This is a genomic window from Sporosarcina sp. NCCP-2222 (assembly GCF_023168145.1).
Lineage (GTDB): Bacteria > Bacillota > Bacilli > Bacillales_A > Planococcaceae > Sporosarcina.
Genome location: NZ_BQYK01000003.1, coordinates 236402 through 261548, shown reverse-complemented (window position 1 = coordinate 261548; position 25147 = coordinate 236402). Strand labels below are relative to the sequence as shown.

Genomic DNA, 25147 nt, shown 5'->3' with positions numbered 1-25147 from the left:
ATGATCTCAGTAGATGGTTTGAAATTTGCGGAAATGGTGAAGATGGGTGCTCATCACCTTCATGAAAATGCCGATTATGTTGATTCGTTAAATGTGTTTCCGGTGCCGGACGGCGATACGGGGACGAATATGAATCTATCTATGACGTCCGGTGCGAAAGAGACGGAAGCGAATCAATCGGAGCATTTGGGTAAAACTGCACAAGCTCTATCCAAGGGGTTGCTGATGGGGGCACGGGGCAACTCGGGTGTTATCCTGTCTCAGCTGTTCCGTGGGTTTGGAAAAGCTGTGGAGCATGAAGCGACATTGACAAGCCAATCATTTGCGGATGCCCTTCAATATGGCGTGGAAACGGCGTACAAAGCTGTAATGAAGCCGGTAGAAGGGACCATTCTGACGGTCGCCAAGGATGCTGCCAAACAAGCGGTGGCCACAGCGGCGAAAACCCAAGATCTAATCGAAGTGATGGAAGCGGTCGTCACGGAGGCGAAAGCTTCTTTGAAACGCACTCCTGATCTGTTGCCCGTTCTGAAAGAAGTTGGCGTCGTCGATAGTGGTGGACAAGGTCTCGTTTTTGTATATGAAGGGTTCCTTGCATGCTTGCGGGGAGAGCCGCTGCCGGAGCGTTCTGTCATCGATTCGATGGATGAACTGGTGAATGCCGAGCACCATCGGAGTGTTCAAGATTTTATGAATACTGAAGATATTGAGTTCGGTTATTGTACGGAATTCATGGTTCGTTTTGAGACAGAGAAAACAGCGGAAATGCCTTTTGAGGAAAATACGTTCCGTCAGGATCTCAGCCAATTCGGAGATTCTCTTCTTGTCATTTCAGACGATGAGCTTGCCAAGGTTCATATTCATACGGAGCAGCCGGGCGAAGCGCTCAATTATGGTCAAAAGTATGGCTCGTTGATCAATATAAAAATTGAAAATATGCGCCAACAACATGCGAATATTGTAGGTGGATCCAATGCAACCGCTCCGTCTGCCGGTAAAGGTACTGAAAAACATCCTTATGCGGTTGTGACTGTGGCGATGGGAGAAGGTGTTGCCGACTTGCTGCGGAGCATCGGGGCTTCTGTTGTGATTGAAGGCGGACAGACAATGAATCCATCGACGGAGGACATTGTCAAAGCAGTTCAGGATGTCCAAGCGGAGCGTGTCATTATCTTGCCAAACAATAAAAATATCGTGATGGCAGCCAATCAAGCAGCAGAAATTGTAGGCATCGAAGCAGGCGTAGTGCCTACAAAATCAGTTCCGGAAGGTCTTGCTGCTATTCTTGCTTTCAATCCAGAAGCTTCTGTTGACGATAACGTACAATCGATGATTCAAGCAGCTTCCGGTGTGAAGACAGGGCAGGTGACCCATTCTATCCGTGATACGTCCATTGATGGAATAGAAATTCACAAAGATGACTTTATGGGAATCGCTGGAGGAAAGATTGTCATTTCCACACCTTCTTTGGAGGAAGCAATGAAGAAATTGATCGATTCTTTGATTGACGAAGACGATGAAATTGTTACTCTTATTTATGGAGAAGGCGTTACAGAAACAGAGGCGTCAGCAATGGCAGACTATATTGAGTCTACCCATGATCATGTCGAAGTTGAACTCCATAATGGGAAGCAGCCGCTTTATCCATATATTATTTCAGTTGAATAAATCGTACGGCATGCCAGTAAATCGGCATGCCGTTTTTTATTGATCTCATCAGTCGTTATAGAGGAATGTGGAAAAGTAGTATGATATAATAAAATAGAACATACATTCCTTGTGAGGCCATTTCCTTAATCTCTCCATAAGTAGTGTGAACCGTTTGTCGTTCATTCTTTTTTGTCAGAAACTATTATATCGTGTAAAATGAAGAGTAGAGTTTTGGCTTTCATAAGGGGGAGAAATGGCATGAAATACAGATCGGTTTTTGAGATTATCGGTCCAGTCATGATTGGGCCTTCATCATCACATACAGCAGGTGCTGCCAGAATCGGCAGAGTGGCGAGGGATCTATTTGGAAGGCAGCCGAAGTGGGCAAGAATCCATCTATACGGTTCATTCGCCGAAACGTACAAAGGTCACGGCACAGATGTGGCGATCATCGGCGGCCTATTGGATTATGATACAGATGATGAGCGTATCAAAACCGCCTTCGAGGATGCTGCAAAAGCCGGCATGACCTTTGAGTTTATTCCTGAAGAGGAAGAAGCGGATCATCCGAATACCGCACGTATTGTCATTGGAGACAGCAAGGGAGAAATGGAGCTGGTTGGCATCTCGATTGGCGGTGGAACGATGGAAGTGACAGAGTTGAATGGATTCCCATTGCGGCTTTCTGGACATTATCCCGCTTTGCTCGTCGTCCATGAAGATCGTGCAGGAGTCATTGCCAGCGTTTCCAATGCCATTGCAGAACAAGGCATGAATATTGCCCATATGGAAGTGGGACGGAAAGAAAAAGGAAAAATGGCTTTAATGGTTATTGAAGTTGATCAAATTTTTGACGAAACGTTAATCAATCAATTGCAATCCTTGCCGAATGTCACACAAGTATCTACATTGGCAAACTAAGGAGGACTCGAAATGGATATTTTATTCAGCTCCGTGAAAGAGCTTGTCTCTTTGGCGGAAACTCAAAATAAACCGATCTCTGAAATTATGATTGAGCAGGAAATGCTTATTACACGCCGTTCGCGTGAGGAAATCATTGCCCAGATGGACCGGAACTTGACGGTTATGGAACAAGCGGTGGAACAAGGGTTGAAAGGCGTACAATCGACTTCCGGCTTGACGGGGGGAGATGCGGTACTTTTGCAGAACTACATTGCAAGCGGCAAATCGCTCTCGGGTGATTTGATTCTGGATGCGGTGAGCAAGGCGGTTGCTACGAATGAAGTAAATGCCGCTATGGGCATGATTTGTGCAACACCGACTGCCGGCGCGGCAGGAATTGTCCCTGGAACTCTCTTTGCCGTTAAAAATAAATTGAATCCGACTCGCGAGCAAATGATCAACTATTTATTTACGTCTGGTGCATTCGGTTTTGTCGTTGCGAATAATGCATCGATCTCCGGTGCGGCAGGCGGCTGCCAGGCAGAAACAGGTTCTGCTGCATCCATGGCGGCCGCTGCTATTGTTGAAATGGCTGGAGGCACACCGCAGCAGAGTGCGGAAGCCTTTTCCATCGTCATGAAAAATATGCTTGGGCTCGTCTGTGATCCGGTCGCCGGACTCGTTGAAGTCCCTTGTGTGAAACGTAATGCGATGGGCGCTGCCAAAGCACTTGTTGGTGCTGATATGGCGCTTGCTGGTGTGGTCAGCCGAATTCCGACAGATGAAGTGATCGAAGCTATGCACCGGATTGGACAGTCAATGCCTTCAGCACTTAGAGAAACTGCAAAAGGCGGTCTTGCTGCGACTCCGACAGGAAAGGCTTTGGAAGCGGAAATCTTCGGAAAGGATCAGTCTGCCCGTGACACTGTCAAGTCTTGATCCTGTCACAACGTTAAAGGGTGTCGGTAAAGCGACGGCTGAACAGTTTCAAAAATTGGGCATTGAAACGATTGAAGATCTGATTCTGACATTCCCTTATCGGCATGAGGATTTTAGGATCAAAGATTTAGCAGCTACACCTCACAACGAAAAAGTAACCGTAGAAGGAAGGGTCGAAAGCGAGCCTTCCGTTCTTTTCGTTGGAAAAAATCGTTCCCGGTTGCAAGTTCGTTTACTCGTCGGAAATCATCTGATCAAGGCGGTCTTTTTCAATCAGCACTATTTGAAGGAACGGCTGGAGATTGGCATGATTGTGACCATTGCTGGAAAATGGGATCGGGGACGGCAAGTTATTAATGTGAGCAATTTTTCCGAAGGACCTAAAACATCTCAAAATGACTTCGAACCAGTTTACAGTTTAAAAGGCGTGATGCATCAGAAAACCTTCAGGAAGTATATGAGGATTGCTCTCGATACAACGGCGCATGAATTACAAGATCCCATTCCTTCCGATATCCAAACAGCTTATAAACTCCCACCTCTTTCGGACGCATTGGAATTGATCCACTTTCCAACCAGTCTTCAGGATGTCAAACAGGCAAGGCGGCGTTTTGTTTATGAGGAATTGCTCAAATTCCAGCTGAAAATGGTTGGGATGAAAAAAGTCCGTAAAGACCGGGATCCAGGTACCGTGATACCCTATGATATCAACAAACTAAAAACCTTTATTGCAGCACTGCCATTCGAATTGACAAATGCACAAAAGAAAGTCGTCAACGAAATCTGTGCTGAGTTAAAAAGTCCAACACGCATGAATCGCCTCTTGCAAGGCGATGTTGGATCCGGGAAGACAGTCGTTGCGGCAATTGCCCTTTACGCGGCAGTTACGGGCGGTTTTCAAGGCGCCTTGATGGCTCCGACAGAAATATTGGCGGAACAGCATGCGGAATCTCTTTCCGCCTGGTTTCAGCCATTAGGCGTGAACATCGCTTTTTTATCAGGGTCGACAAAAGGCAAAATGAGAAGGATCATTTTAGAGCAGCTAGAGGCCGGAGAGATAGATATTTTGATTGGAACACATGCCTTGATTCAACCGGAGGTCACCTTTCGTAAACTTGGCTTAGTGATTACGGATGAACAGCATCGCTTTGGTGTGGAGCAACGGAGGGTACTGCGGGACAAAGGGATAAGCCCTGATGTTTTATTCATGACGGCGACGCCGATTCCTAGAACATTGGCAATTACCGCATTTGGCGAAATGGATGTATCGATTCTGGATGAAATGCCGGCGGGTCGGAAAAAAGTGCAAACCTTCTGGCTGAAAGAATCGTCGATTCTCCCCGTCTTGAGGAAAATGGAGAAGGAATTGCATGCTGGCCGTCAAGCATACGTCATCTGCCCACTTATTGAGGAATCGGATAAACTTGACGTTCAAAACGCAGTTGATGTGCATGCACAGCTCACTGCCCATTTTGCGGGAAGGTATAAAATCGGCTTGATGCATGGCAGGCTACATGCGGATGAGAAGGATGAAATCATGAGGGATTTCAGTGAGGGCAAGATTAATTGTTTAGTGTCCACGACCGTTGTTGAGGTTGGGGTCAATGTGCCGAATGCGACCTTCATGCTCATTTATGACGCGACTCGGTTTGGTCTGGCGCAGTTGCACCAATTGCGAGGAAGGGTCGGACGTGGAGCGGATCAATCGTTTTGTGTGCTGCTGGCGGATCCGAAAAATGAGGAAGGCAAAGAACGAATGCAATCTATGACGGAGACAAACGACGGCTTTGTGCTCGCTGAAAAGGATTTGGAGTTGCGAGGCGCAGGAGAATTCTTCGGAAGAAGGCAAAGCGGCTTACCGGAATTCAAAATGGCAGATCTTGTCCATGATTTTCGTGCGCTTGATACAGCGAGACACGATGCGGAGCGATTGCTCGAGATGCCTGCATTTTGGGAAGAGCCGGAATACGCGCAGTTGCGGGATTATTTGCAGGCATCCGGCGCTTTAAGCGGTGAGCGGATCGACTGAAGGAATCCTTTGCCGTTTCAATTGTATTGTGGGAAAGTGACGGGAAAACAACTAGTTCACCCGTCACTTTTTTGTTTGGTTTGGCCATTCAATGAATACCTCCATCTTGCTTTTTACCTAATAAATCTGCTTTCCTATCGTTCTCTGATGGGAGCGCTAGGAATAGATAACCACTTCCAGCGATTAAACATGAAACCTTCTGAAATGCTGTTGTGGCATATGAAAATGGGCCAAGCCAATCCGATTCATACTTGCAATCTTATTTTACTCTTTATATACTGATATTAGTACCAAGTGCTAATCCGGAAGGGTGAATGGTTTGAGGATTCCTAAAAAGGAAAGGCAACATCGTCTCGGGGCGTTGCTTGATGAAAATCCGTTTATGACTGATGAGGAGTTATCCAAACATTTTCGAGTCAGCGTGCAGACAATTCGCTTGGATCGCTTGGAATGCGGCATACCTGAGTTGCGAGAGCGTCTGAAAAGTGTAGCCACTCGTTCGTTGGAGGCTGAACTGAAGTCGATGCAGTCTGATGAGGTTTTCGGTGAAATCGTCGATATTGAGCTGGACCGGCGTGCGGTATCCATTTTTGACGTCACTTCGGATCATGTATTTCAACGCAGCGGTATAGCTCGCGGGCATCATTTATTTGCTCAGGCGAATTCATTGGCGGTTGCGGTGTTGAACGATGATCTGGCCTTGACAGTTGATTCGAAATTGCATTTTCATCGTCCTGTTCGAGCCGGCGACCGTGTAATTGCAAGGGCGATCGTAAACTATGATCTTTCAACCGGAAGACGGACGGTTGTCGAAATTACTTCCTCCGTTGAAAATGAACTGGTGTTTTCAGGTGAGTTTCAAATGTATCGTTCTGGTACAGATACGAGGAGGGAAACAAAATGATCATCGCTTTGGATGGAATGGGCGGAGACCACGCACCTAAGGAAATTATAGCCGGAGCGCTTCAAAGCCTTCGTGCATTTGAAGATATACATATACATATTTATGGGGATGAGAAGGCCATGGCCCCGTTCCTGGAAACGCATGACCGGCTGACAGTCATTCCCTGCAGTGAAAAGATTGAGGCAGAAGACGAACCCGTCCGTGCAATACGCAGGAAAAAGGACGCTTCCATGGTGAAAATGGCACAGGCTGTCAAAGATGGAGAAGCGGATGCCTGCGTATCGGCTGGTAATACCGGTGCCCTTATGGCGGCAGGCTTATTCATTGTCGGTCGCATTGATGGTATTGATCGACCCGCTCTATCTCCGACACTTCCAACCCTTGATGGGAAAGGTTTTGTCCTGTTGGATGTCGGCGCGAATTCGGATGCTAAGCCAGCTCATCTTGGCCAATACGCTGTAATGGGAAGCATTTATGCGGAAAAAGTGAGAGGCATCTCCAATCCGAGGGTTGGCCTGCTGAATATCGGTACCGAACAAGGGAAAGGAAATGAATTGACGAAGGCTGCTTTTGATATCCTTTCGGAAGCACCGATCCATTTTGTCGGCAATGTGGAAGCGCGTGATTTGCTGGAAGGTGTAGCGGACGTCGTAGTGACGGACGGCTTTACAGGAAACATGGTTTTAAAAACGATTGAAGGAACAGCAGCTGGATTCTTTTCCATGCTGAAGGGCGTATACGGAGCTTCATTCAAATCGAAGCTTTCCGCTGTTCTCATCAAAGATGGCTTGCGTGAATTAAAGCATAAAATGGACTACACAGAATATGGAGGCGCCGGCCTGTTCGGGCTGGCAGCTCCCGTAATAAAAGCTCATGGTTCGTCAAATAGCAATGCCATACTGAATGCCATCCGGCAAGCAAGAACCATGGTGCAGCATAATGTTTGCAAAACAATACAGGATACAGTTAGAGAGGCGGAGAAAGAGTCATGAAACTAGCATTTATTTTTCCGGGACAAGGATCTCAATCGGTTGGGATGGGCACAGAGCTGGCTGCAGCTGATGAAAACAGCGCAACCCTCCTCCGCCGTGCGGATGACGCACTACCTTTCAGCCTGAGTGAACTGATCGAAGAAGGTCCACAAGAGAAGTTGACATTGACGTATCATGCGCAGCCTGCGTTGCTTGCAGTCGGTGCTATGATTGCTTCCAAGCTCAACGATGCGGGCATTGTGCCGGATTATACAGCCGGCCATAGTCTTGGTGAATATACGGCTCTTGTTGCGTCAGGCGTGCTTGCGTATGAAGACGGGGTATCCATCGTCCACCAACGGGGACTCTTTATGAATGAAGCGGTCCCTGCAGGAGAAGGGGCGATGGCAGCGATACTAGGCCTTGACGCGGATGCAGTGAAAGTGGTGACGGACGCGATTACAAAGGATGGCCATGTCGTTCAGCCGGCTAATTTGAACTGCCCTGGTCAAATCGTTATTTCAGGAACGAAAGCAGGAGTGGATCTGGCATGTGTGAAGCTGAAAGAAGCTGGGGCAAAGCGGGCAATCCCTCTGGATGTCAGCGGGCCATTCCATTCAGCGTTAATGCAGCCGGCAGCTCAAAAGCTTCAGGAGGCATTGAACCAGTTGACTTGGCATGATGCAGCGATTCCAGTTGTGGCTAATGTTTCAGCAGAACCAGTGATAGAATCAGTGGAAATCAAGAAATTATTAGTTGAACAGCTTTATTCGCCTGTTCGCTGGGAAGAATCTGTCCGACAATTAATTGACCTCGGCGTCACCCATTTCATTGAGTGTGGGCCTGGAAAAGTATTAAGTGGTTTAGTTAAGAAGATTGATAGAAGTGTTACGGTAATGCCGGTTTATGACAACGATACATTGCATGCTGTCATGGAAGCTTCGAAAGGATGGTCGTAATGGGGAAATTTGATGGAAAGACTGCGATTGTAACGGGCGCATCCCGGGGAATCGGAAGAGAAATCGCTCTGCGTCTTGCAAAAGAGGGAGCGAAGGTAGTCGTCAACTATAGTGGCAGCCAAGGGAAAGCGGAAGAAGTGGTGGCAGAAATCACTTCCTCAGGCGGCCAGGCGATCTCCGTCCAGGCAAATGTTGCGGACGCGGAAAGTGTGAAAACAATGATGGACGAGACAATGAAGCAATTTGGCTCCATTGATTATCTAGTAAACAATGCAGGGATCACACGCGATAATTTATTAATGCGCATGAAGGAAGACGAATGGGATGATGTGATGGCCATTAATCTCAAAGGTGTCTTCTTGTGCACGAAGGCTGTTACCCGTCAAATGATGAAGCAGCGAGCCGGCAGAATTGTTAATGTCGCTTCTATCGTAGGCGTTTCAGGTAATCCGGGTCAAGCCAACTATGTTGCGGCGAAAGCTGGTGTCATCGGACTGACAAAGACAACGGCTAAGGAGCTTGCCTCCCGCAATATTACAGTGAATGCCGTGGCACCAGGGTTCATTACAACGGATATGACCGATGCTCTTCCGGAAGATGTGAAAACACAAATGCTTTCAACAATCCCTCTTGGCAAATTAGGGGATCCGCAAGATGTTGCGAATGTAGTCGCATTTCTTCTTTCTGATGAAGCGGCTTACATCACGGGGCAAACGATTCATGTGGACGGCGGCATGGTCATGTAATTTATCAATGAATAATTGATTTTCTGTTCATATCCTCAGGCAATTTTTGCTACTGGGTATGTGGGCGAGCACTACCTTTGAAAGGAGGTGACTAATTTGTCTACTGTACTTGAGCGCGTAACGAAAGTGGTTGTCGACCGTCTTGGTGTCGATGAAAGCGAAGTGAAACCTGAAGCTTCTTTCCGTGATGATCTTGGCGCAGACTCTTTGGATGTCGTTGAGCTAGTTATGGAATTAGAAGATGAATTCGATATGGAAATTTCTGACGATGATGCTGAAAAAATCGGCACTGTCGGCGACGCAGTTAATTATATCGAAGAAAAAACAAAATAAGAAAATACTTTTCTCCGATTGAGACCCTTTCATTTAACCGGCTGCCGGATTGAATTGAAAGTGTCTCTTTTCGGTTTTGCATGTGCTGCGTGAACGAGGTAAAATGAAAACACCATGAAAGAAAGGCAGATCGGTATATGACACAAAATCGGAATCAAAAAAGCAAATCGACTGGAGGCTCTTTGCCTGTGGCAGAGCGGAAAAAATTTGAGGAACTCCAAACAGCATTAGGAATTCAATTCAAGGATGCCTCACTGCTATACAACGCATTCACGCACTCGTCCTATGTAAATGAACATCGCAGAAAACGATTTACCGACAACGAACGACTGGAATTTTTAGGAGATGCCGTTTTGGAATTAGGCGTTTCCCGATTTTTATATTCTACAGAACCCAATATGTCAGAAGGCCAATTGACAAAACTTCGAGCGGCTATCGTTTGTGAACCCTCTCTCGTCACTTTTTCAAATGAACTAAAATTTGGTGACTATATTTTATTAGGGCGGGGTGAAGAACAGACAGGAGGAAGAACGCGTCCTGCTCTGCTGGCCGATGTGTTTGAAGCATTTATTGGTGCTTTATTCTTAGATCAAGGAATGGAAATTGTGACAAAGTTTTTGGAGAAAGTCGTTTTTCCAAAGGTTGGCGTCGGTGCTTTTTCGCATGTGATGGATTATAAGAGCCGTTTGCAGGAAATTGTCCAGCAAAATGATAATGGACAGCTTCATTACGAAATTATTGAGGAGAAGGGTCCTGCGCATGCGAAAAAGTTCGTGACCGTTGTCAGATTAGATGATCGACAGCTTGGAACAGGCATTGGAAAATCGAAGAAAGAGGCCGAGCAACAGGCTGCCTGCCAGGCAATCCAAGTATTGCAGGGGAAAGGCAACGAAGGAGAGAACTGAGTGTGTTTCTGAAGAGATTAGAAATCATTGGATTCAAGTCGTTTGCAGAACGGGTCGGCATTGACTTTGTACCGGGAGTGACAGCAGTTGTTGGGCCGAATGGAAGCGGGAAGAGCAATGTAACAGATGCAATCCGTTGGGTGCTCGGTGAGCAATCGGCAAAATCGTTGCGTGGATCCAAAATGGAAGACGTTATTTTTGCTGGCAGCGATTCGCGTAAACCACTGAATTTTGCTGAGGTTACGTTAATTCTTGATAATACGCAAGGTCGTTTTCCCCTCGATTACTCTGAGATCAGTGTAAGTCGAAGGGTTTTCCGTTCAGGCGAAAGTGTGTATTTGTTGAATGGCCAACAATGCCGTCTGAAGGATATTAACGATATTTTTATGGATTCAGGACTCGGCAAAGAAGCTTTCTCCATCATCTCCCAAGGCCGAGTCGATGAAATCCTCAATAGCAAACCAGAAGATCGCCGAAGCATCTTTGATGAGGCGGCGGGTGTATTAAAATACAAGACACGCAAACGTAAAGCGGAGCACAAACTGTTTGAGACGGAAGATAATTTAGATCGGGTGCTTGATATTCTTAAAGAGCTTGATACGAGAATCGGGCCGTTGCAAAAGAATGCGGAAGCAGCTGAGAAACATCTCGCCCTGTCTGAGCAAATGCGTGCAGCAGATGTGCAGTTATTGAATTTTGACGCTTTTCAGTTGAAAAATGACCTCATCGGTGAGATGGAAGAGTTGGATAAACTTCAAGCTCAAAAGACTGAGGTGGATAGTGCGCTAACAAAGCTGGAGGGCGAGGCGGAGGAAACAAAAGCATCCCTTGCTGAAAAGGATCAACTGCTGGATGCACTTCAAAAGCAATTAATCGATTTGAGTGCGGCAGCCGAAAAATGGGAAGGACGCCGTCTTCTATCACTCGAACAGCAACGGAATGCCGAGCAGCATTTGGAGCGTATTACGCATGAATTATCAGATGCACAAGTTGAAAATGAGGAAACTAGCAATAAACTTGTACAAACGAAAGAAAAGTTACAGAAAATACTAACCGAGAGCCAATCAGTAAAAAAAGAAATAGACGAAATATCTCAAGTTCTGAAGCGTTCTGTCAGCGAGACAGAAAAAGAAATTGAGGAACTTAAATCGACCTATATCGAACGGTTGAATGAAGAAGCGACCATCCGGAATGATGTAAAGCATATTGAAGAACGACTGCAGGGAGAAAAGCTGTCAACCGATCGGATCGTGCAGCAAACCGCCTTATTGATAGACCGCCGCAAACAGTTGGAAGAGGAACGGGAAATTCGGCAGTCGAAATTCGAATCATTGACGGCCCGTCTGAAGGATAGCGAAGATCAGTACAAGTCGGCGATGGATTCATTGCGTTCTACCGAAAATGATTTGGCGGAACAACAGCAATTAATACAAACAGCTTTGAATAAACAACATGAAATGCAAGGCAGATTGCGTGCTTTGCGAAGTTTAGAATCGGAGTTTTCAGGCTTCTATTCAGGTGTTAAAGAAATCTTAGTTGCCAGGAAAGCGGACAAGTTGACTGGAATTGACGGAGCGGTCGCTGAACTAGTTTCCGTCTCAACTCCTTATGCCAAAGCAATTGAGATCGCACTTGGAGGCGCAATGCAACATATTATTACGGAAACCGAGCAGGATGCTCGAAAGGCAATAGGCTATCTGAAATCAAAAAATGCCGGCAGAGCGACCTTTTTGCCGAGAGACGTCATGAAGCCCAGAGTACTTCCTGAGATGTCCTTACAGATTGCGAAACAGCATCCGGAATATGTCGGAACGGCAGACTCGCTCGTTTCCACTGCGGATGCCTATCGTGTCATTGCCGCCAATCTTCTTGGAAACACGATAGTCGCGAAAACACTAGCTGGCGCTTCGGCAATTGCCAAGATGATCGGCTATAAATACCGGATCGTTTCACTGGACGGCGATGTCGTGAATGCGGGCGGATCATTGACTGGCGGCGGGGTGAAAGGACAATCCTCCGTCTTTTCACGGAAAGCGGAGCTGGAATCGCTGCAGAGCCATCTTGATAAAATGTCCAAATCAATCGATATTGGAACTAAAAAAATTAGTGATTCAAAAATGAGACTCGCTCAACAAATGCATGAAGCGGACAGTTTGCAGAAGGAACTAGAAAAGATAAGGCAAGAGAAGGCCACAGTCGAAAACCGCATGCGCGAAACGATGATGGAGATCCGTACGGTAGACTCAGAAATCGCCACCTCGGAAATCGGCATGAAAGGGGCGGAGACGGCCGGTTCAGAGCTGGCGGCTAAACGTCAGCACTTGCTTCAAAAGCATCAAACAGTAAAAAATGACCTGGAAACGTTGCAGGCTGAAATAGCACAATTGGAACGGCTTGCTTCTGATCGCAGGACGGAAGAGGCTGCATTGCTAGCCCGTAATTCTGAATTACGGGAACGGGCGGCTGTACTTAGAGAACAGGTCAACTTCCATCAGACATCCGTGTCCGATATGGAAAGACTTTTACTCGACATTCGACGGAAAGTCGATCGCTTAACAGAAGAACGCCAATTCCTTTCCGGCAAAGGAAAAGGGAACGACTATACGCCCGAGGAGATTGAAAAGCAGATTGAAGAATCGGCTACCGCGAAAAAATCGATTGAATCTAAAGTGGATGAGGAGCGGGCAGTTAGGGTTCTTCTTGCGGAAACACTGCAGGAAAAAGAGGAAACGCTCAAGAAACTGCGTGCAGAATCAGATAGGCTCGTCAAACTGTTGAACGATCTGAATGTCGTGCTTTCCAGGCTGGAAGTAAAATATGAATCGGTCACAAGTAGATTGCTGGACGAGTATGGCTTATTCCCTGATATGGAATCCGTTCTGGAGGATTTTGACGCACAGCAAATCCGTCTCCAAGTTAACGGGCTGAAAGAAGAATTGGAAGAGCTCGGAGCCGTCAACCCAAGCTCCATACAGGAATTTAAGGAAGTGTCGGAACGGCATCAGTTTTTGACGGAGCAGCGTAACGATTTACTGGAAGCGAAGAAGACGTTGACTGAGGCGATGTCTGAAATGGACCGTGAAATGGAAAGCCGGTTCGCGACTACTTTCCATGCTGTAAAAAGCCGTTTTCATATTGTTTTCAAAGAAATGTTTGGTGGCGGGGATGCGGATTTGATTCTGACCGAACCGGAGAATTTGTTGGAAACGGGAATTGAAATAGTAGCCCGGCCGCCCGGGAAGAAATTGCAAAGCTTAAGCCTGCTGTCTGGCGGGGAACGGGCGCTGACCGCAATTGCACTGTTATTTTCCATCATCGAGGTCCGTCCTGTTCCATTTGTCATATTGGATGAAGTGGAAGCCGCTCTCGACGAAGCGAATGTAATAAGGTACAGTAAATATTTGAAGAAGTTTTCAGACAACACGCAGTTCATCGTCATCACACACCGGAAGGGGACGATGGAGGGGGCGGACGTCCTATATGGCATTACGATGCAGGAATCAGGTGTCTCCAAGCTGATATCGGTGAAGCTTTCAGAAGTGCCGGTTGAAGCGATGAGCTGAAAATGAATGGATAAGAGGAGAGAGTGCATTGTCTTTTTTCAAGAAATTAAAAGAAAAAATAACGGGAACGAATGAAACCGTAACAGAAAAATTCAAAGATGGATTATCGAAAACCCGGAATTCATTTACTTCGAAGGTTAATGACCTTGTTGCCCGATTTAGGGAAGTGGATGAGGAATTTTTCGAAGAGCTGGAAGAACTCCTCTTACAGGCGGATGTCGGCGTAGAAACGGTTATGGAATTGATCGACGAGTTGAAGTTTGAAGTCAAACGTAAGAACATTAAGGATACAGCGGGCATCCAGTCGATCATCTCGGAAAAACTGGTGGAAATCTATAATGCCGGCGACGAAGAAACAAATGAGCTTAACTTGCAGGACGGGCGGTTAAACGTCATTTTAATGGTCGGCGTAAACGGAGTAGGGAAAACGACAACGATCGGCAAAATGGCAGCCCGGTTCAAAGCGGAAGGGAAGTCGGTCATGCTTGCAGCAGGCGATACATTCCGTGCAGGTGCAATCGACCAACTTGTCGTTTGGGGAGAGCGTGTCGGCGTGGAAGTGATCAGGCAATCGGAAGGTTCTGATCCTGCGGCTGTTATGTACGACGCGATTCGTTCGGCAAAAAACCGGAACGTGGATGTGTTGATTTGCGATACAGCCGGCCGGTTGCAAAATAAAGTAAATCTGATGAATGAGCTTGAAAAAGTGCATCGTGTCATTGGCAGGGAGATTGAAGGAGCGCCACATGAAGTGCTTCTTGCGCTTGATGCAACGACAGGCCAAAATGCTTTGATCCAAGCGCAGACGTTTAAGGAAGCGACAGATGTGACTGGAATTGTGCTGACGAAACTTGATGGGACTGCAAAGGGCGGTATTGTCTTGGCTATCCGGAGCAAGTTGAATATTCCTGTTAAGTTTGTGGGACTTGGGGAAGGCATGGATGATCTTCAGCCTTTCGATCCGGAAAAGTATGTCTATGGACTTTTTGCGGAAGGTTTGGAACGGGAAGAAGAACAATGATCTCTGTGAGACAAGTAATTTTACTTGACAGATATGCAGTTGAATACTAATATACAGAGGAAGGCTAGGCGAGGAGGTAGGCAACTATGTTGGAAAAAACGACTCGCGTCAATTTCCTCTTTGATTTTTACCAATCGCTGTTGACCGATAAGCAAAGGTTATATATGCAATTATATTATTTGGACGATTTATCTCTTGGCGAGATCGCCGAGGAATACGGTGTTTCCCGGCAAGCCGTCTATGATAATGTACGTCGGACGGAATCGATGCTCGAAGATTATGAGGAAAAGCTAAATCTATTTTCGAAATTCCAAAGCAGGATGGACATCATTGAGCGACTGGAAGAATTGCTCAATAATCAGCAAGATACATCCGAGGAAATGCGGAGATTGGTGAGCCGATTAAAAGAACACGAGTAGGGGGAGTCTGTGCATGGCATTTGAAGGTTTAGCCCAGCGCCTGCAAGGGACGCTTCAAAAGATTACAGGTAAAGGCAAGATCAGCGAGGCAGACGTCAAAGAGATGATGCGTGAAGTACGCTTTGCGCTCATTGAGGCAGACGTCAACTTAAAGGTAGTTAAAGAATTTATTAAGACGGTCAGCGAGCGGGCCGTCGGGCAAGATGTCATGAAAAGCCTGACACCTGGCCAGCAAGTTGTAAAAATAGTAAAAGATGAACTAACTAACCTGATGGGCGGAGAGCAAAACCCTATCCAATTCTCCCGCAAACCGCCGACTGTTATTATGATGGTCGGATTGCAAGGGGCAGGTAAAACGACAACGACCGGTAAACTTGCGACTGTTTTGCGTAAACGGCATAATAAAAAGCCGATTCTCGTCGCTGCCGATATATATCGGCCTGCCGCTATTCAACAGTTGGAAACATTAGGGAAGCAACTGACAATCCCTGTCTTTTCGATGGGCACCGATGTTTCTCCTGTGGAAATTACGCGACAAGCATTGAAGGAAGCAGAAGAGAATCATCATGACGTCGTCATTATCGATACAGCCGGACGTCTGCATGTCGATGAAGCACTGATGCAAGAATTGAAAGATATCCGGGAATTAAGCAAACCGGACGAAGTTTTTCTCGTTGTCGATGCGATGACAGGGCAAGATGCTGTTAACGTAGCGAAATCATTCGATGAAGCAATCGGCATAACGGGTGTCGTGCTGACGAAACTTGATGGGGATACCCGTGGTGGAGCTGCGCTTTCCATTCGTTCGGTTACACAAAAACCGATTAAGTTCGTCGGGATGGGCGAGAAAATGGATGCCCTGGAGCCATTTCACCCGGAGCGCATGGCTTCCCGCATACTAGGTATGGGCGATGTCATGTCGCTGATCGAGAAGGCGCAGGCGAATGTTGATGAAGAGAAAGCGAAAGAGCTGGAGCAGAAATTCAGAACGCAGACCTTTACGCTGGATGACTTTCTGGATCAGCTTCAGCAAGTCCGCAAAATGGGCCCCCTTGATGAATTATTGAAGATGATGCCTGGATTTAATAAAATCAAAGGCCTCGAAAACGCCCAGGTCGACGAAGGCCAAATGGGCAGAGTCGAAGCGGTCATTTATTCCATGACCAAGGAAGAAAGAACGACGCCTGAAATGATTAATGCCAGCCGGCGCAAACGGATTGCCAAAGGATCTGGGACATCCATTCAGGAAGTAAATCGTCTGTTAAAGCAATTTGAGGAAATGAAAAAGATGGTCAAACAGATGACTAATATGCAGCAAAAAGGCAAAAAGAAGATGAAAATGCCTGGTCTTGATTCGTTTTTCAAGTGATAATAGAACAATCAGCAGGGTGTTAAGAAAAAACACTTTACAAACATGAGAAAGCTTGATAATATACTATCTTGTGTGAAACTATTCGGAGGTGCAAGTAAAAATGTCAGTAAAAATTCGTCTTAAACGTATGGGAGCAAAGAAAACTCCTTTCTATCGTATTGTAGTAGCAGATTCACGTTCACCACGTGATGGCCGTCAAATCGAAACAGTGGGAACATACAATCCACTAACGAAGCCGGCTGAAGTGAAAATCGATGAAGAACTAGCGCTTAAATGGCTTCAAAATGGTGCGAAACCATCAGATACAGTACGTAATCTGTTCTCTGAACAAGGCATCATGGAGAAATTCCACAACGCAAAATACGGTAAATAATCAGGAGGGGTGGACATGAAGCAGCTGATTGAAACAATTGTCAAACCGTTAGTCGATCATCCGGGAGATGTTCGAATCGATGTCGATGAACAGACACATCGGATTACGTACAAACTTTCCGTGAATCCCGAAGATATGGGAAAGGTGATCGGGAAGCAGGGACGTGTGGCGAAAGCGATACGTACTATTGTTTATTCAGCAGCAGGAAGTCACCACGGTAAGAAAGTTTACCTAGACATAGTCGACTAAAGGGAGGAACTTATGTTTCTTCCTTTTTTCGTCTACACTGATCCTGTCCAATCAAAGCATTGGAGGATCGGCTCCTAAGTATAGGACTTAAAGGAAGGTGAGCAGCATGCAATGGTTTAATGTCGGAAAAATAGTGAATACGCATGGGATTCGCGGTGAAGTCCGGGTCATCTCACGGACGGACTTTCCGGAGGAACGGTATGCGGTCGGAAGTAAGCTGGCTTTATTTCTTCCGAATGAAAAGAAACCTTTGACGTTAACAGTGGCGACGCACCGTCGCCATAAGAATTTCGACCTTCTTACGTTTGAGGGGCATATGAATATTAGTGATGTAGAGAAATATAGAGACGGTATCCTGAAAGTGTCTGAAGAACAGCTGGGCGATTTGGAAGAAGGCGAATTTTATTACCACGAAATCATCGGCTGTACGGTCTTTACGGATTCAGGAGAAGAACTCGGGAAAGTGACTGAAATATTGGAAACGGGTTCCAATGATGTTTGGACAGTGACCCCTGAAAAAGGAAAACCACATTATATTCCGTATATTGAAGACGTCGTAAAAGAAGTGGATATTGAAGAGAAGAAAATAATTATTGAGCCATTGGAAGGCCTCCTCTCATGATGAAAATCGATGTGTTATCGTTATTTCCTGAGATGTTTGAGGGGGTTCTTCACTCTTCTATCATGAAAAAGGCGCAAGAGAACGGAGCTGTCTCGTTCGGAGTCGTCGATTTCCGGGAATATTCTCCAAATAAGCATAAAAAGGTTGACGATTATCCATACGGCGGAGGGGCTGGAATGGTATTGAAACCAGAGCCTCTCTTTGCTGCGGTTAAGGAGTTGACTGCAAACTCTGAGAAGCGTCCCCGCATCATTTTGATGTGCCCGCAAGGCGAAACGTTCACCCAGAAAAAGGCGGAGGAGCTGTCTTCGGAAGAGCAGCTCATTTTCCTATGCGGCCATTATGAAGGGTACGACGAAAGAATACGCGAACATTTGGTCACAGATGAGCTGTCGATTGGAGATTTCATTTTAACAGGCGGCGAGCTTGCCGCCATGGCGATGATCGACAGCGTCGTCAGGCTGCTTCCAAATGTGCTTGGGAATTCCGATTCTCCTGTGCTCGACTCTTTCTCTACCGGCCTGCTTGAACACCCTCAGTATACACGCCCAGCGGATTTTGAAGGGATGAAAGTGCCGGAAGTGCTGTTGTCTGGAAATCATGCGGAAATTGAAAAATGGCGTGAAGAACAGTCGCTCAGACGGACATACGAACGTAGAAGAGATCTGCTGGAGAACGCTCCGTTAACGGCTCATCAGCAAAAGGTTTTGGAACAGCTAAAACGGCAAGAAAATTGAATGCGATGCCTTGCGCCATAGTACATTCTATGGTACTATCTACTATGTGCTTCTATGTGAAGCCGTACTGACTGGTGTTCCGCTGCACAGAAAATGTTGCAAGAGCATCTGTGAATAAGGAGAGAAAAACATGCAAAACATTATTGCAGAAGTAACAAAAGATCAACTTCGTTCTGATCTTCCAAGTTTCCGTCCTGGGGACACTGTCCGCTTGCACGTGAAAATCATCGAGGGTACTCGCGAACGTATCCAAATCTTCGAAGGTGTTGTAATCAAACGTCGTGGAGGCGGAATCAGCGAAACTTTCACTGTCCGTAAAATTTCGGGTGGTGTCGGTGTTGAACGTACATTCCCTGTACACACGCCAAAGATTGCCAAAATCGAAGTGACACGCCGTGGTAAAGTACGCCGTGCGAAATTGTACTACCTTCGCAACCTACGCGGAAAAGCTGCACGTATCAAAGAAATTCGCTAATCATACGAACATCAGAGAAGGCCTGCAATATGGCCTTCTTTCTTTTTGCCTGGAGTACGGATAAAAGGTACAATAACTGTAGGAAGTACTCGGGAGGTTCAGAAAATGAAAGAGAAAAAGACGAAAAATGAAACACTGGAATGGGTAAAAGCCTTACTGATTGCTTTCGGGCTTGCTGCCATCATACGTATTTTCTTATTTACGCCTATCGTAGTGGACGGCATTTCTATGATGCCGACATTGGAGGACGGGGATCGGATGATCGTCAATAAAATCGGCTACACGATCGGGACGCCGAACCGTTTCGATATCGTCGTCTTTCATGCACCCGAACAAAAGGATTATATCAAGCGGGTCATCGGCTTGCCGGGAGATACAGTGGAATACCGGGATGATGTATTGTATGTGAATGGCCAAGCATATGACGAGCCCTATTTGGATGAATACAAAAAGACGGTCACAGATGGTCCGTTGACAGAAGACTTTACACTGGAAGAGAAGATTGACAGGAAAACCGTTCCGGAGGGATATGTTTTCGTCATGGGTGATAACCGAAGAAAAAGTAAAGACTCCAGACATATTGGCGCTGTGCCAATTGATGAAATCATTGGCAGTACAAAATTTATCTTTTGGCCCATCGAAGACTTCGGCATGGTGAAATGATGGAAAGGGTTTGATGATAAATGACCATACAATGGTTTCCAGGTCATATGGCAAAAGCCAGAAGGGAAGTTACCGAGCAGCTGAAGCTGGTCGATATTGTTTTTGAGTTAATTGACGCGAGATTACCGCTATCCTCCCGAAATCCGATGATTGATGAAGTGCTAGGGCAAAAGCCGCGGCTGCTCATACTGAATAAGATGGATTTGGCTGACGACAGGGAAACAGCGAAATGGATCCGTTATTTTGAAAGTAAAGAGATCCATGCGGTCGCCATCAACTCTTTCGAAGGAAAAGGGCTGACAGCCGTTACTAAGGCTGCAAAAGAAATCCTGGCCCCTAAGATTGAGCGGATGAAACGGAGAGGAATACGGCCGGGAGCGATACGGGCAATGATCGTCGGCATTCCGAATGTGGGAAAATCCACGTTGATCAACCGGCTGGCAAAGAAGAATATTGCCAAAACCGGAAATAAACCCGGCGTGACAAAAGCACAGCAATGGATCAAGTTCGGAAAGGAACTGGAACTACTCGATACTCCGGGAATCCTCTGGCCTAAATTTGAGGATCAATCGGTCGGCTACAAGCTGGCGCTGACTGGTGCTATTAAGGATACGATTGTCAATATGGAAAACCTTGCTGTCTATGGCTTACGGTTTCTGGAACAACACTATCCTGAAAGGCTTACGGAACGCTATCATATCAGTACGGTTGGCGAAGACATCGCCGCTGTGTTCGATAAAGTCGGCGAAAACCGGAAAGTGTATGCCGCGGGCGGAGAAATTGATTACGAAAAAGTGGCTGAGTTAATTGTACAAGATATTCGAAATGAACTTCTAGGGAAGTTGACATTCGATTTCGTGAGCGAGTTGGAAGAGCAAGCTGATGCAATGATGGATTAATTGCATCAGCTTTTTTGATTTGTCATAGGCTGCGGGATGGGTAAACGGGCCTTTTCTTAGAATGGGTATCGATTCTTACGTTATTTTGTCGATATAATAGGTTAAGGAACAATTCTAGTGTCAGAAGGTGTACGCATGAGAACAGTAAAGGAAATTGCAGAACGTCTGCAAAATACGGAAGTGCCTGAGTCGTGGATGGATGAATTAGCAGAAGATTCACGGGCAGGAGTGAAAAATGAGCTGAAGCGCTGGCAACGCCGATATGAAAAACGATTGATTAAAGAAGCGGCATACATGGAAAAAGTTGAATTTGATAAATCGTATAAACGGTTTGAAGGTGCAATGCTGGCAGGAATTGATGAAGCCGGAAGAGGGCCTCTTGCAGGACCGGTTGTTTGTGCGGCAGTCATTTTGCCAAAAGAAACGGAAGTTCTGATAGGACTGGACGATTCGAAAAAAATTCCTAAACACGAACGTATCCGTCTGGCGGAATTAATAAAAAAAATCGCCATTAGTTATTCAATACATATACAAACTGCAGAGCGCATAGATGAACTGAATATATATTCTGCCACAAAAGCGTCAATGGAGACTGCGATCGCAGAGCTGCAGGTACGTCCTGATGTAGTCCTTGCTGATGCAATGCCCCTTAACACGGGCTGTGAGGCTGTATCTGTCATAAAAGGGGATGCCAAAAGCTTGGCGATCGCCGCGGCTTCAATCCTCGCGAAAACCACGAGGGATGACCTGATGGAACAGTTCCATGAAAAGTATCCGATGTACAATTTTAAACAAAATGCAGGCTATGGAACGGAAGAGCACGTCGAAGCCCTATATGCCTATGGCCCATGTGAAATTCACAGAAAAACGTTTGAACCGGTAAAAACAGTAATGGAAAGGGGCTTGTTTGCTGATGAGCCATCCGATGATCAATCAAGTCACAGGAGGATCCTACACACAAAATAACGGTAAGCCGATTGTTCTACGGGAAGGACAGATGTTCCACGGGAGTGTCAAACAATTATTCCCCGGACAAATGGCTGAAATCCAAATCGGAAACAACCGAATGCTTGCACGATTAGAAGTTCCGATGAAAGCGGGCGACGCCTATTATTTTCAAGTGGAATCGGTTGAACCGGAGTTGCAATTGAAAATCGTTTCTGGTCCCATGCAATCGGGTGAAAGTCAAGGGAAGCAGATTGCGGGTTTACTGGAATCTTTGGACCTTCCAAAAACAAAGGAGATGCAAAGTCTACTTGCTTTCATGTTGAAAAATAAGATTCCTGTTTCGAAGGAGCAATTAATACAGGCTGAAAAATTGCTAGTAACCATTTCCGGCAAGCAACAGACTGCCGCCCTTACAGCTATCGAAAAACTAATGGAATTGAAATTACCCTTAACGGTAAACAATTTCAGTGCCATTCTCGGTGTAGTGGGAAAAGAACCGCTGCACCCTTTGCTTCAAGCATTGCAAGTAGTGGTAAATGACGATTCTTCCATTCCTCCCGTTACAAAAAATAACTTATTGGACTCCTTGGCAGCTGTAACGAAAGGCGGCCATGAAGCTGCAGCGAAATTAATTCTAAACGATGCGATCCTAAAGTTAATGGATAAAACAATACCGAATGAGGAACGATTCCAAGTATTACAATGGCTGAAAAAGGCGGATCTCTTACCTGCCAGGACATCGCTAGCTAACTTTCCAAACATTCTCCAAGACATAGTTGCCGGCCGTGGGGAATCAGCGCCAGCCTCAGTCCTCCAAAACCACTCTGGAATAAACGCGTTGGAAACAGGCATCGTTGATCGTATGACGCAACAGACAGTGCCTCCTGGCAGCACAGGACGAATCGTGGCCATGTTGCAAAATGTACTACATTCATCCGGAACGGATCCGGCAGCTGTTACTTTAATGAAAAATGAGCTGAAGTTGGCGACCTGGCTCTCTAACGAACAAAAGGCTTCTATTAACATGGCGATAGAACGATTGCAATCAACCCCGGCAGGATCCCTTACAGAGCCCCTGCAACGAGTGACCGAATTGGTTGTCCGTGCAGTCGTAGCGCACCATACTGCGCAGCCGCTCTTGCAAGAGGCAGATCCGATGACCTCCCTGCTGGCAGGCAATAAGACGGGGCAGGAGCTACGCAGTCTCTTTCAAATGGCAGCAGAGTCCAGTTACCCGGCTGTTCAAGGGTTGGCAGGGGAAACGAATGAGAAGTTGGCTGAGAATCTCAATGGCCATCTAATAAAGGATACAATGCAAACGATCGCAAAGTCTTTTGGCTTTCAGTATGAAGCCGGTCTTGCGAATAAGGACTCCGAGGCAGCAGCCCAGCTAGCGCGCTCGTTAAAACCGCAATTGCTCTCGCTCCTCCATGACCCCGCTGCATCTCCGGCTGTGCGGGACTTGGCGGAAGCAGTCATTGCCAGGTTCAATGGACCTTCGCTTCTATCTGGCGAGACATCCTTAAACTATCAATTGATCATGCAGGTGCCCCTTTCTTTCTTCGGTAAAAAAATCGACGCTACACTGCAATGGAACGGGAGAATGAAAGAAAACGATCAAATCGATCCGGAATATGCAAGAATATTATTTTATTTGGATCTTGAAGCGCTTGACAAAACGATTGTAGACATGCAAGTGCAAAGCCGGATCGTGACTGTAACAATTTTTAATGAAAAAACAGAGCTTAAACCTGTTGGTGATTTATTTACAGATAGATTGAGAGAAGGTTTGGAAAGTGCGGATTATCATCTGTCTGGTGTTTTTTTTAAACCATTTGCCGAAGAGATGAGAAAAAAACCTGTCGATCAGAGCAGGGAGAACGGGATTGATTTTAGGATATGAATGAGAACAAACATAAGCGGCATGAAGCTGTTGCCTTATCCTATGATCCGGGTTCATTAGAGGCTCCCAAAGTGGTTGCGAAGGGGAAAGGCAAGATCGCAGATAATATTTTGGAAAAAGCGATGGAGCATGGCGTACCCGTTCAACAGGATCCTACGTTAATTGAACTTCTTGGAAATCTAGATGTAAATGAAACAATTCCGGAGCCATTATACCAGGCAGTAGCCGAAGTGTTTGTATACATTTACCAACTGGATAGAGAATATGGAAAAAACAGTGTGAAATCTGTCGAAAATCATTAAATATGCGAAAGACAATTGTGGACATTATATGACAGGTTTACTACAATAGATAGGGCAGTAAATAATAGTTACAAGTTCGATTGGAGGATGTAAGATGAATATCCATGAATATCAAGGAAAACAGCTGCTAAGAGACTATGGAGTCGCTGTTTCGAACGGTCGGGTAGCATTCTCTCCCGATGAAGCTGTAAAAGCGGCTAAGGAACTCGGTACGGATGTTGTCGTTGTAAAAGCACAAATCCATGCAGGCGGCCGTGGTAAAGCGGGCGGAGTCAAGATTGCTAAGAATCTTGATGAAGTGCGTGAATATGCAAAAGAATTACTTGGAAAAACACTTGTCACTCACCAGACAGGTCCAGAAGGCAAGGAAATCAAGAGACTTCTAATTGAAGAAGGCTCTGATATCAAAAAAGAATACTACATCGGCCTAGTCGTTGACCGTGCCACTGATCGCGTAACATTGATGGGATCAGAAGAAGGCGGTATGGACATCGAGGAAGTGGCTGAAAAAACACCGGAAAAGATTTTCAAAGAAGTAATCGATCCGGTTGTCGGCCTTACTGGTTTCCAAGCAAGACGCATGGCATTCAACATGAACATCCCATCCCATCTTGTGAATAAAGCGGCAAAATTCATGACGGGCCTTTATCAAGTATTCGTTGAGAAGGACGCTTCCATTGTTGAAATCAACCCACTCGTCGTAACTGGGGATGACAATGTACTCGCTTTGGATGCAAAGTTCAACTTTGACGACAATGCTTTGTACCGTCATAAGGACATCGTAGAACTTCGCGACTTTGATGAAGAAGATGCGAAAGAAATCGAAGCGTCAAAATATGACCTAAGCTATATTTCCCTTGATGGCAATATCGGCTGCATGGTCAATGGTGCAGGACTTGCGATGGCTACGATGGATACAATCAACTACTACGGCGGTTCACCCGCAAACTTCCTTGACGTTGGGGGCGGCGCGACAGCTGAAAAAGTTACAGAAGCGTTCAAAATCATCCTTTCTGATGAGCACGTAAAAGGAATTTTCGTCAATATCTTCGGTGGTATCATGAAGTGTGACGTAATTGCTGAAGGTGTCATCGCAGCTGCTAAAGAAGTCGGCCTTGAAGTTCCTCTTGTTGTTCGACTTGAAGGGACAAATGTCGACAAAGGTAAAGCTCTATTGAACGAATCAGGACTTAACATCATCGCTGCCGATACGATGGCTGATGGTGCACAAAAGATTGTTGAACTCGTAGGCTAAGAAAGGC

The 25147-nt window shown here is 46.0% G+C and carries 25 protein-coding genes; all 25 read left to right on the top strand.

Translation table 11 applies throughout. The features are described from left to right. The 25 genes from NCCP2222_RS08090 to sucC all read left to right on the top strand — a co-directional run bounded on the left by NCCP2222_RS08090 (position 1) and on the right by sucC (position 25140). On the top strand, positions 1-1668 hold the full coding sequence (locus NCCP2222_RS08090) for a DAK2 domain-containing protein (protein WP_248511338.1): 1668 nt from the start codon (positions 1-3) through the stop codon (positions 1666-1668). A gap of 240 nt (positions 1669-1908) precedes the next feature. Next, the gene (gene sdaAB, locus NCCP2222_RS08085; protein WP_248511337.1) at positions 1909-2571 is read left to right on the top strand and encodes an L-serine ammonia-lyase, iron-sulfur-dependent subunit beta; all 663 of its coding nucleotides are present in this window, start codon (positions 1909-1911) and stop codon (positions 2569-2571) included. A gap of 12 nt (positions 2572-2583) precedes the next feature. Beyond that, entirely contained in the window at positions 2584-3492 is a 909-nt protein-coding gene (gene sdaAA / locus NCCP2222_RS08080) for an L-serine ammonia-lyase, iron-sulfur-dependent, subunit alpha (protein WP_248511336.1), read from the top strand. Then, positions 3413-5521, top strand: a complete 2109-nt coding sequence (gene recG / locus NCCP2222_RS08075) for an ATP-dependent DNA helicase RecG (RefSeq protein ID WP_248511820.1) — start codon at positions 3413-3415, stop codon at positions 5519-5521. Before sdaAA ends, recG begins: the two co-directional genes overlap by 80 nt. Before the next feature lie 319 nt (positions 5522-5840). Continuing rightward, positions 5841-6425, top strand: coding sequence for a transcription factor FapR (gene fapR, locus NCCP2222_RS08070; protein WP_248511334.1), 585 nt, complete (start codon positions 5841-5843; stop codon positions 6423-6425). Beyond that, on the top strand, positions 6422-7417 hold the full coding sequence (gene plsX, locus NCCP2222_RS08065) for a phosphate acyltransferase PlsX (protein ID WP_248511332.1): 996 nt from the start codon (positions 6422-6424) through the stop codon (positions 7415-7417). The genes fapR and plsX overlap by 4 nt, the downstream gene beginning before the upstream one ends. Then, positions 7414-8355 (top strand): ACP S-malonyltransferase, encoded by a 942-nt coding sequence (fabD, locus tag NCCP2222_RS08060; RefSeq protein WP_248511330.1) that lies wholly within the window; start codon positions 7414-7416, stop codon positions 8353-8355. Before plsX ends, fabD begins: the two co-directional genes overlap by 4 nt. Continuing rightward, positions 8355-9101, top strand: coding sequence for a 3-oxoacyl-[acyl-carrier-protein] reductase (fabG, locus tag NCCP2222_RS08055; protein ID WP_248511328.1), 747 nt, complete (start codon positions 8355-8357; stop codon positions 9099-9101). Before fabD ends, fabG begins: the two co-directional genes overlap by 1 nt. 96 nt (positions 9102-9197) lie before the next feature. Next, on the top strand, positions 9198-9434 hold the full coding sequence (locus NCCP2222_RS08050) for an acyl carrier protein (protein ID WP_184206791.1): 237 nt from the start codon (positions 9198-9200) through the stop codon (positions 9432-9434). Between the two features lie 137 nt (positions 9435-9571). Beyond that, on the top strand, positions 9572-10339 hold the full coding sequence (rnc, locus tag NCCP2222_RS08045; RefSeq protein ID WP_248511327.1) for a ribonuclease III: 768 nt from the start codon (positions 9572-9574) through the stop codon (positions 10337-10339). Positions 10340-10341: 2 nt separating this feature from the next. After that, positions 10342-13902, top strand: coding sequence for a chromosome segregation protein SMC (gene smc / locus NCCP2222_RS08040; RefSeq protein WP_248511326.1), 3561 nt, complete (start codon positions 10342-10344; stop codon positions 13900-13902). Between the two features lie 28 nt (positions 13903-13930). Next, positions 13931-14923, top strand: a complete 993-nt coding sequence (ftsY, locus tag NCCP2222_RS08035; protein ID WP_248511325.1) for a signal recognition particle-docking protein FtsY — start codon at positions 13931-13933, stop codon at positions 14921-14923. Between the two features lie 86 nt (positions 14924-15009). Then, positions 15010-15342 carry a putative DNA-binding protein gene (locus tag NCCP2222_RS08030; RefSeq protein WP_248511324.1) on the top strand — a complete coding sequence of 111 codons (333 nt, stop codon included), beginning with the start codon at positions 15010-15012 and terminating at the stop codon, positions 15340-15342. Between the two features lie 13 nt (positions 15343-15355). Beyond that, positions 15356-16711 carry a signal recognition particle protein gene (gene ffh / locus NCCP2222_RS08025; RefSeq protein ID WP_248511323.1) on the top strand — a complete coding sequence of 452 codons (1356 nt, stop codon included), beginning with the start codon at positions 15356-15358 and terminating at the stop codon, positions 16709-16711. A gap of 103 nt (positions 16712-16814) precedes the next feature. Further along, positions 16815-17087, top strand: coding sequence for a 30S ribosomal protein S16 (gene rpsP / locus NCCP2222_RS08020; RefSeq protein ID WP_060209070.1), 273 nt, complete (start codon positions 16815-16817; stop codon positions 17085-17087). 15 nt (positions 17088-17102) lie between these two features. Continuing rightward, a complete protein-coding gene (locus tag NCCP2222_RS08015) occupies positions 17103-17336 on the top strand; it encodes a KH domain-containing protein (protein ID WP_248511322.1) in 234 nt (77 codons plus the stop codon). A 106-nt stretch (positions 17337-17442) separates the two neighbouring features. Further along, the gene (gene rimM / locus NCCP2222_RS08010; RefSeq protein ID WP_248511320.1) at positions 17443-17958 is read left to right on the top strand and encodes a ribosome maturation factor RimM; all 516 of its coding nucleotides are present in this window, start codon (positions 17443-17445) and stop codon (positions 17956-17958) included. Beyond that, on the top strand, positions 17958-18695 hold the full coding sequence (trmD, locus tag NCCP2222_RS08005) for a tRNA (guanosine(37)-N1)-methyltransferase TrmD (RefSeq protein WP_248511818.1): 738 nt from the start codon (positions 17958-17960) through the stop codon (positions 18693-18695). The genes rimM and trmD overlap by 1 nt, the downstream gene beginning before the upstream one ends. Positions 18696-18825: 130 nt before the next feature. Then, the gene (rplS, locus tag NCCP2222_RS08000; protein ID WP_184206775.1) at positions 18826-19170 is read left to right on the top strand and encodes a 50S ribosomal protein L19; all 345 of its coding nucleotides are present in this window, start codon (positions 18826-18828) and stop codon (positions 19168-19170) included. Between the two features lie 105 nt (positions 19171-19275). Then, positions 19276-19833 (top strand): signal peptidase I, encoded by a 558-nt coding sequence (lepB, locus tag NCCP2222_RS07995; RefSeq protein WP_248511319.1) that lies wholly within the window; start codon positions 19276-19278, stop codon positions 19831-19833. Between the two features lie 20 nt (positions 19834-19853). After that, on the top strand, positions 19854-20732 hold the full coding sequence (gene ylqF / locus NCCP2222_RS07990) for a ribosome biogenesis GTPase YlqF (RefSeq protein ID WP_248511318.1): 879 nt from the start codon (positions 19854-19856) through the stop codon (positions 20730-20732). 135 nt (positions 20733-20867) lie between these two features. Continuing rightward, positions 20868-21698 carry a ribonuclease HII gene (locus tag NCCP2222_RS07985; protein WP_248511313.1) on the top strand — a complete coding sequence of 277 codons (831 nt, stop codon included), beginning with the start codon at positions 20868-20870 and terminating at the stop codon, positions 21696-21698. Then, complete coding sequence (locus tag NCCP2222_RS07980) at positions 21646-23583, top strand: hypothetical protein (protein ID WP_248511311.1); 1938 nt, start codon at positions 21646-21648, stop codon at positions 23581-23583. Before NCCP2222_RS07985 ends, NCCP2222_RS07980 begins: the two co-directional genes overlap by 53 nt. Beyond that, a complete protein-coding gene (locus NCCP2222_RS07975; RefSeq protein WP_248511309.1) occupies positions 23580-23885 on the top strand; it encodes an EscU/YscU/HrcU family type III secretion system export apparatus switch protein in 306 nt (101 codons plus the stop codon). Before NCCP2222_RS07980 ends, NCCP2222_RS07975 begins: the two co-directional genes overlap by 4 nt. Before the next feature lie 94 nt (positions 23886-23979). Next, positions 23980-25140 carry an ADP-forming succinate--CoA ligase subunit beta gene (gene sucC, locus NCCP2222_RS07970; RefSeq protein ID WP_248511307.1) on the top strand — a complete coding sequence of 387 codons (1161 nt, stop codon included), beginning with the start codon at positions 23980-23982 and terminating at the stop codon, positions 25138-25140. Positions 25141-25147: the final 7 nt, after the last annotated feature.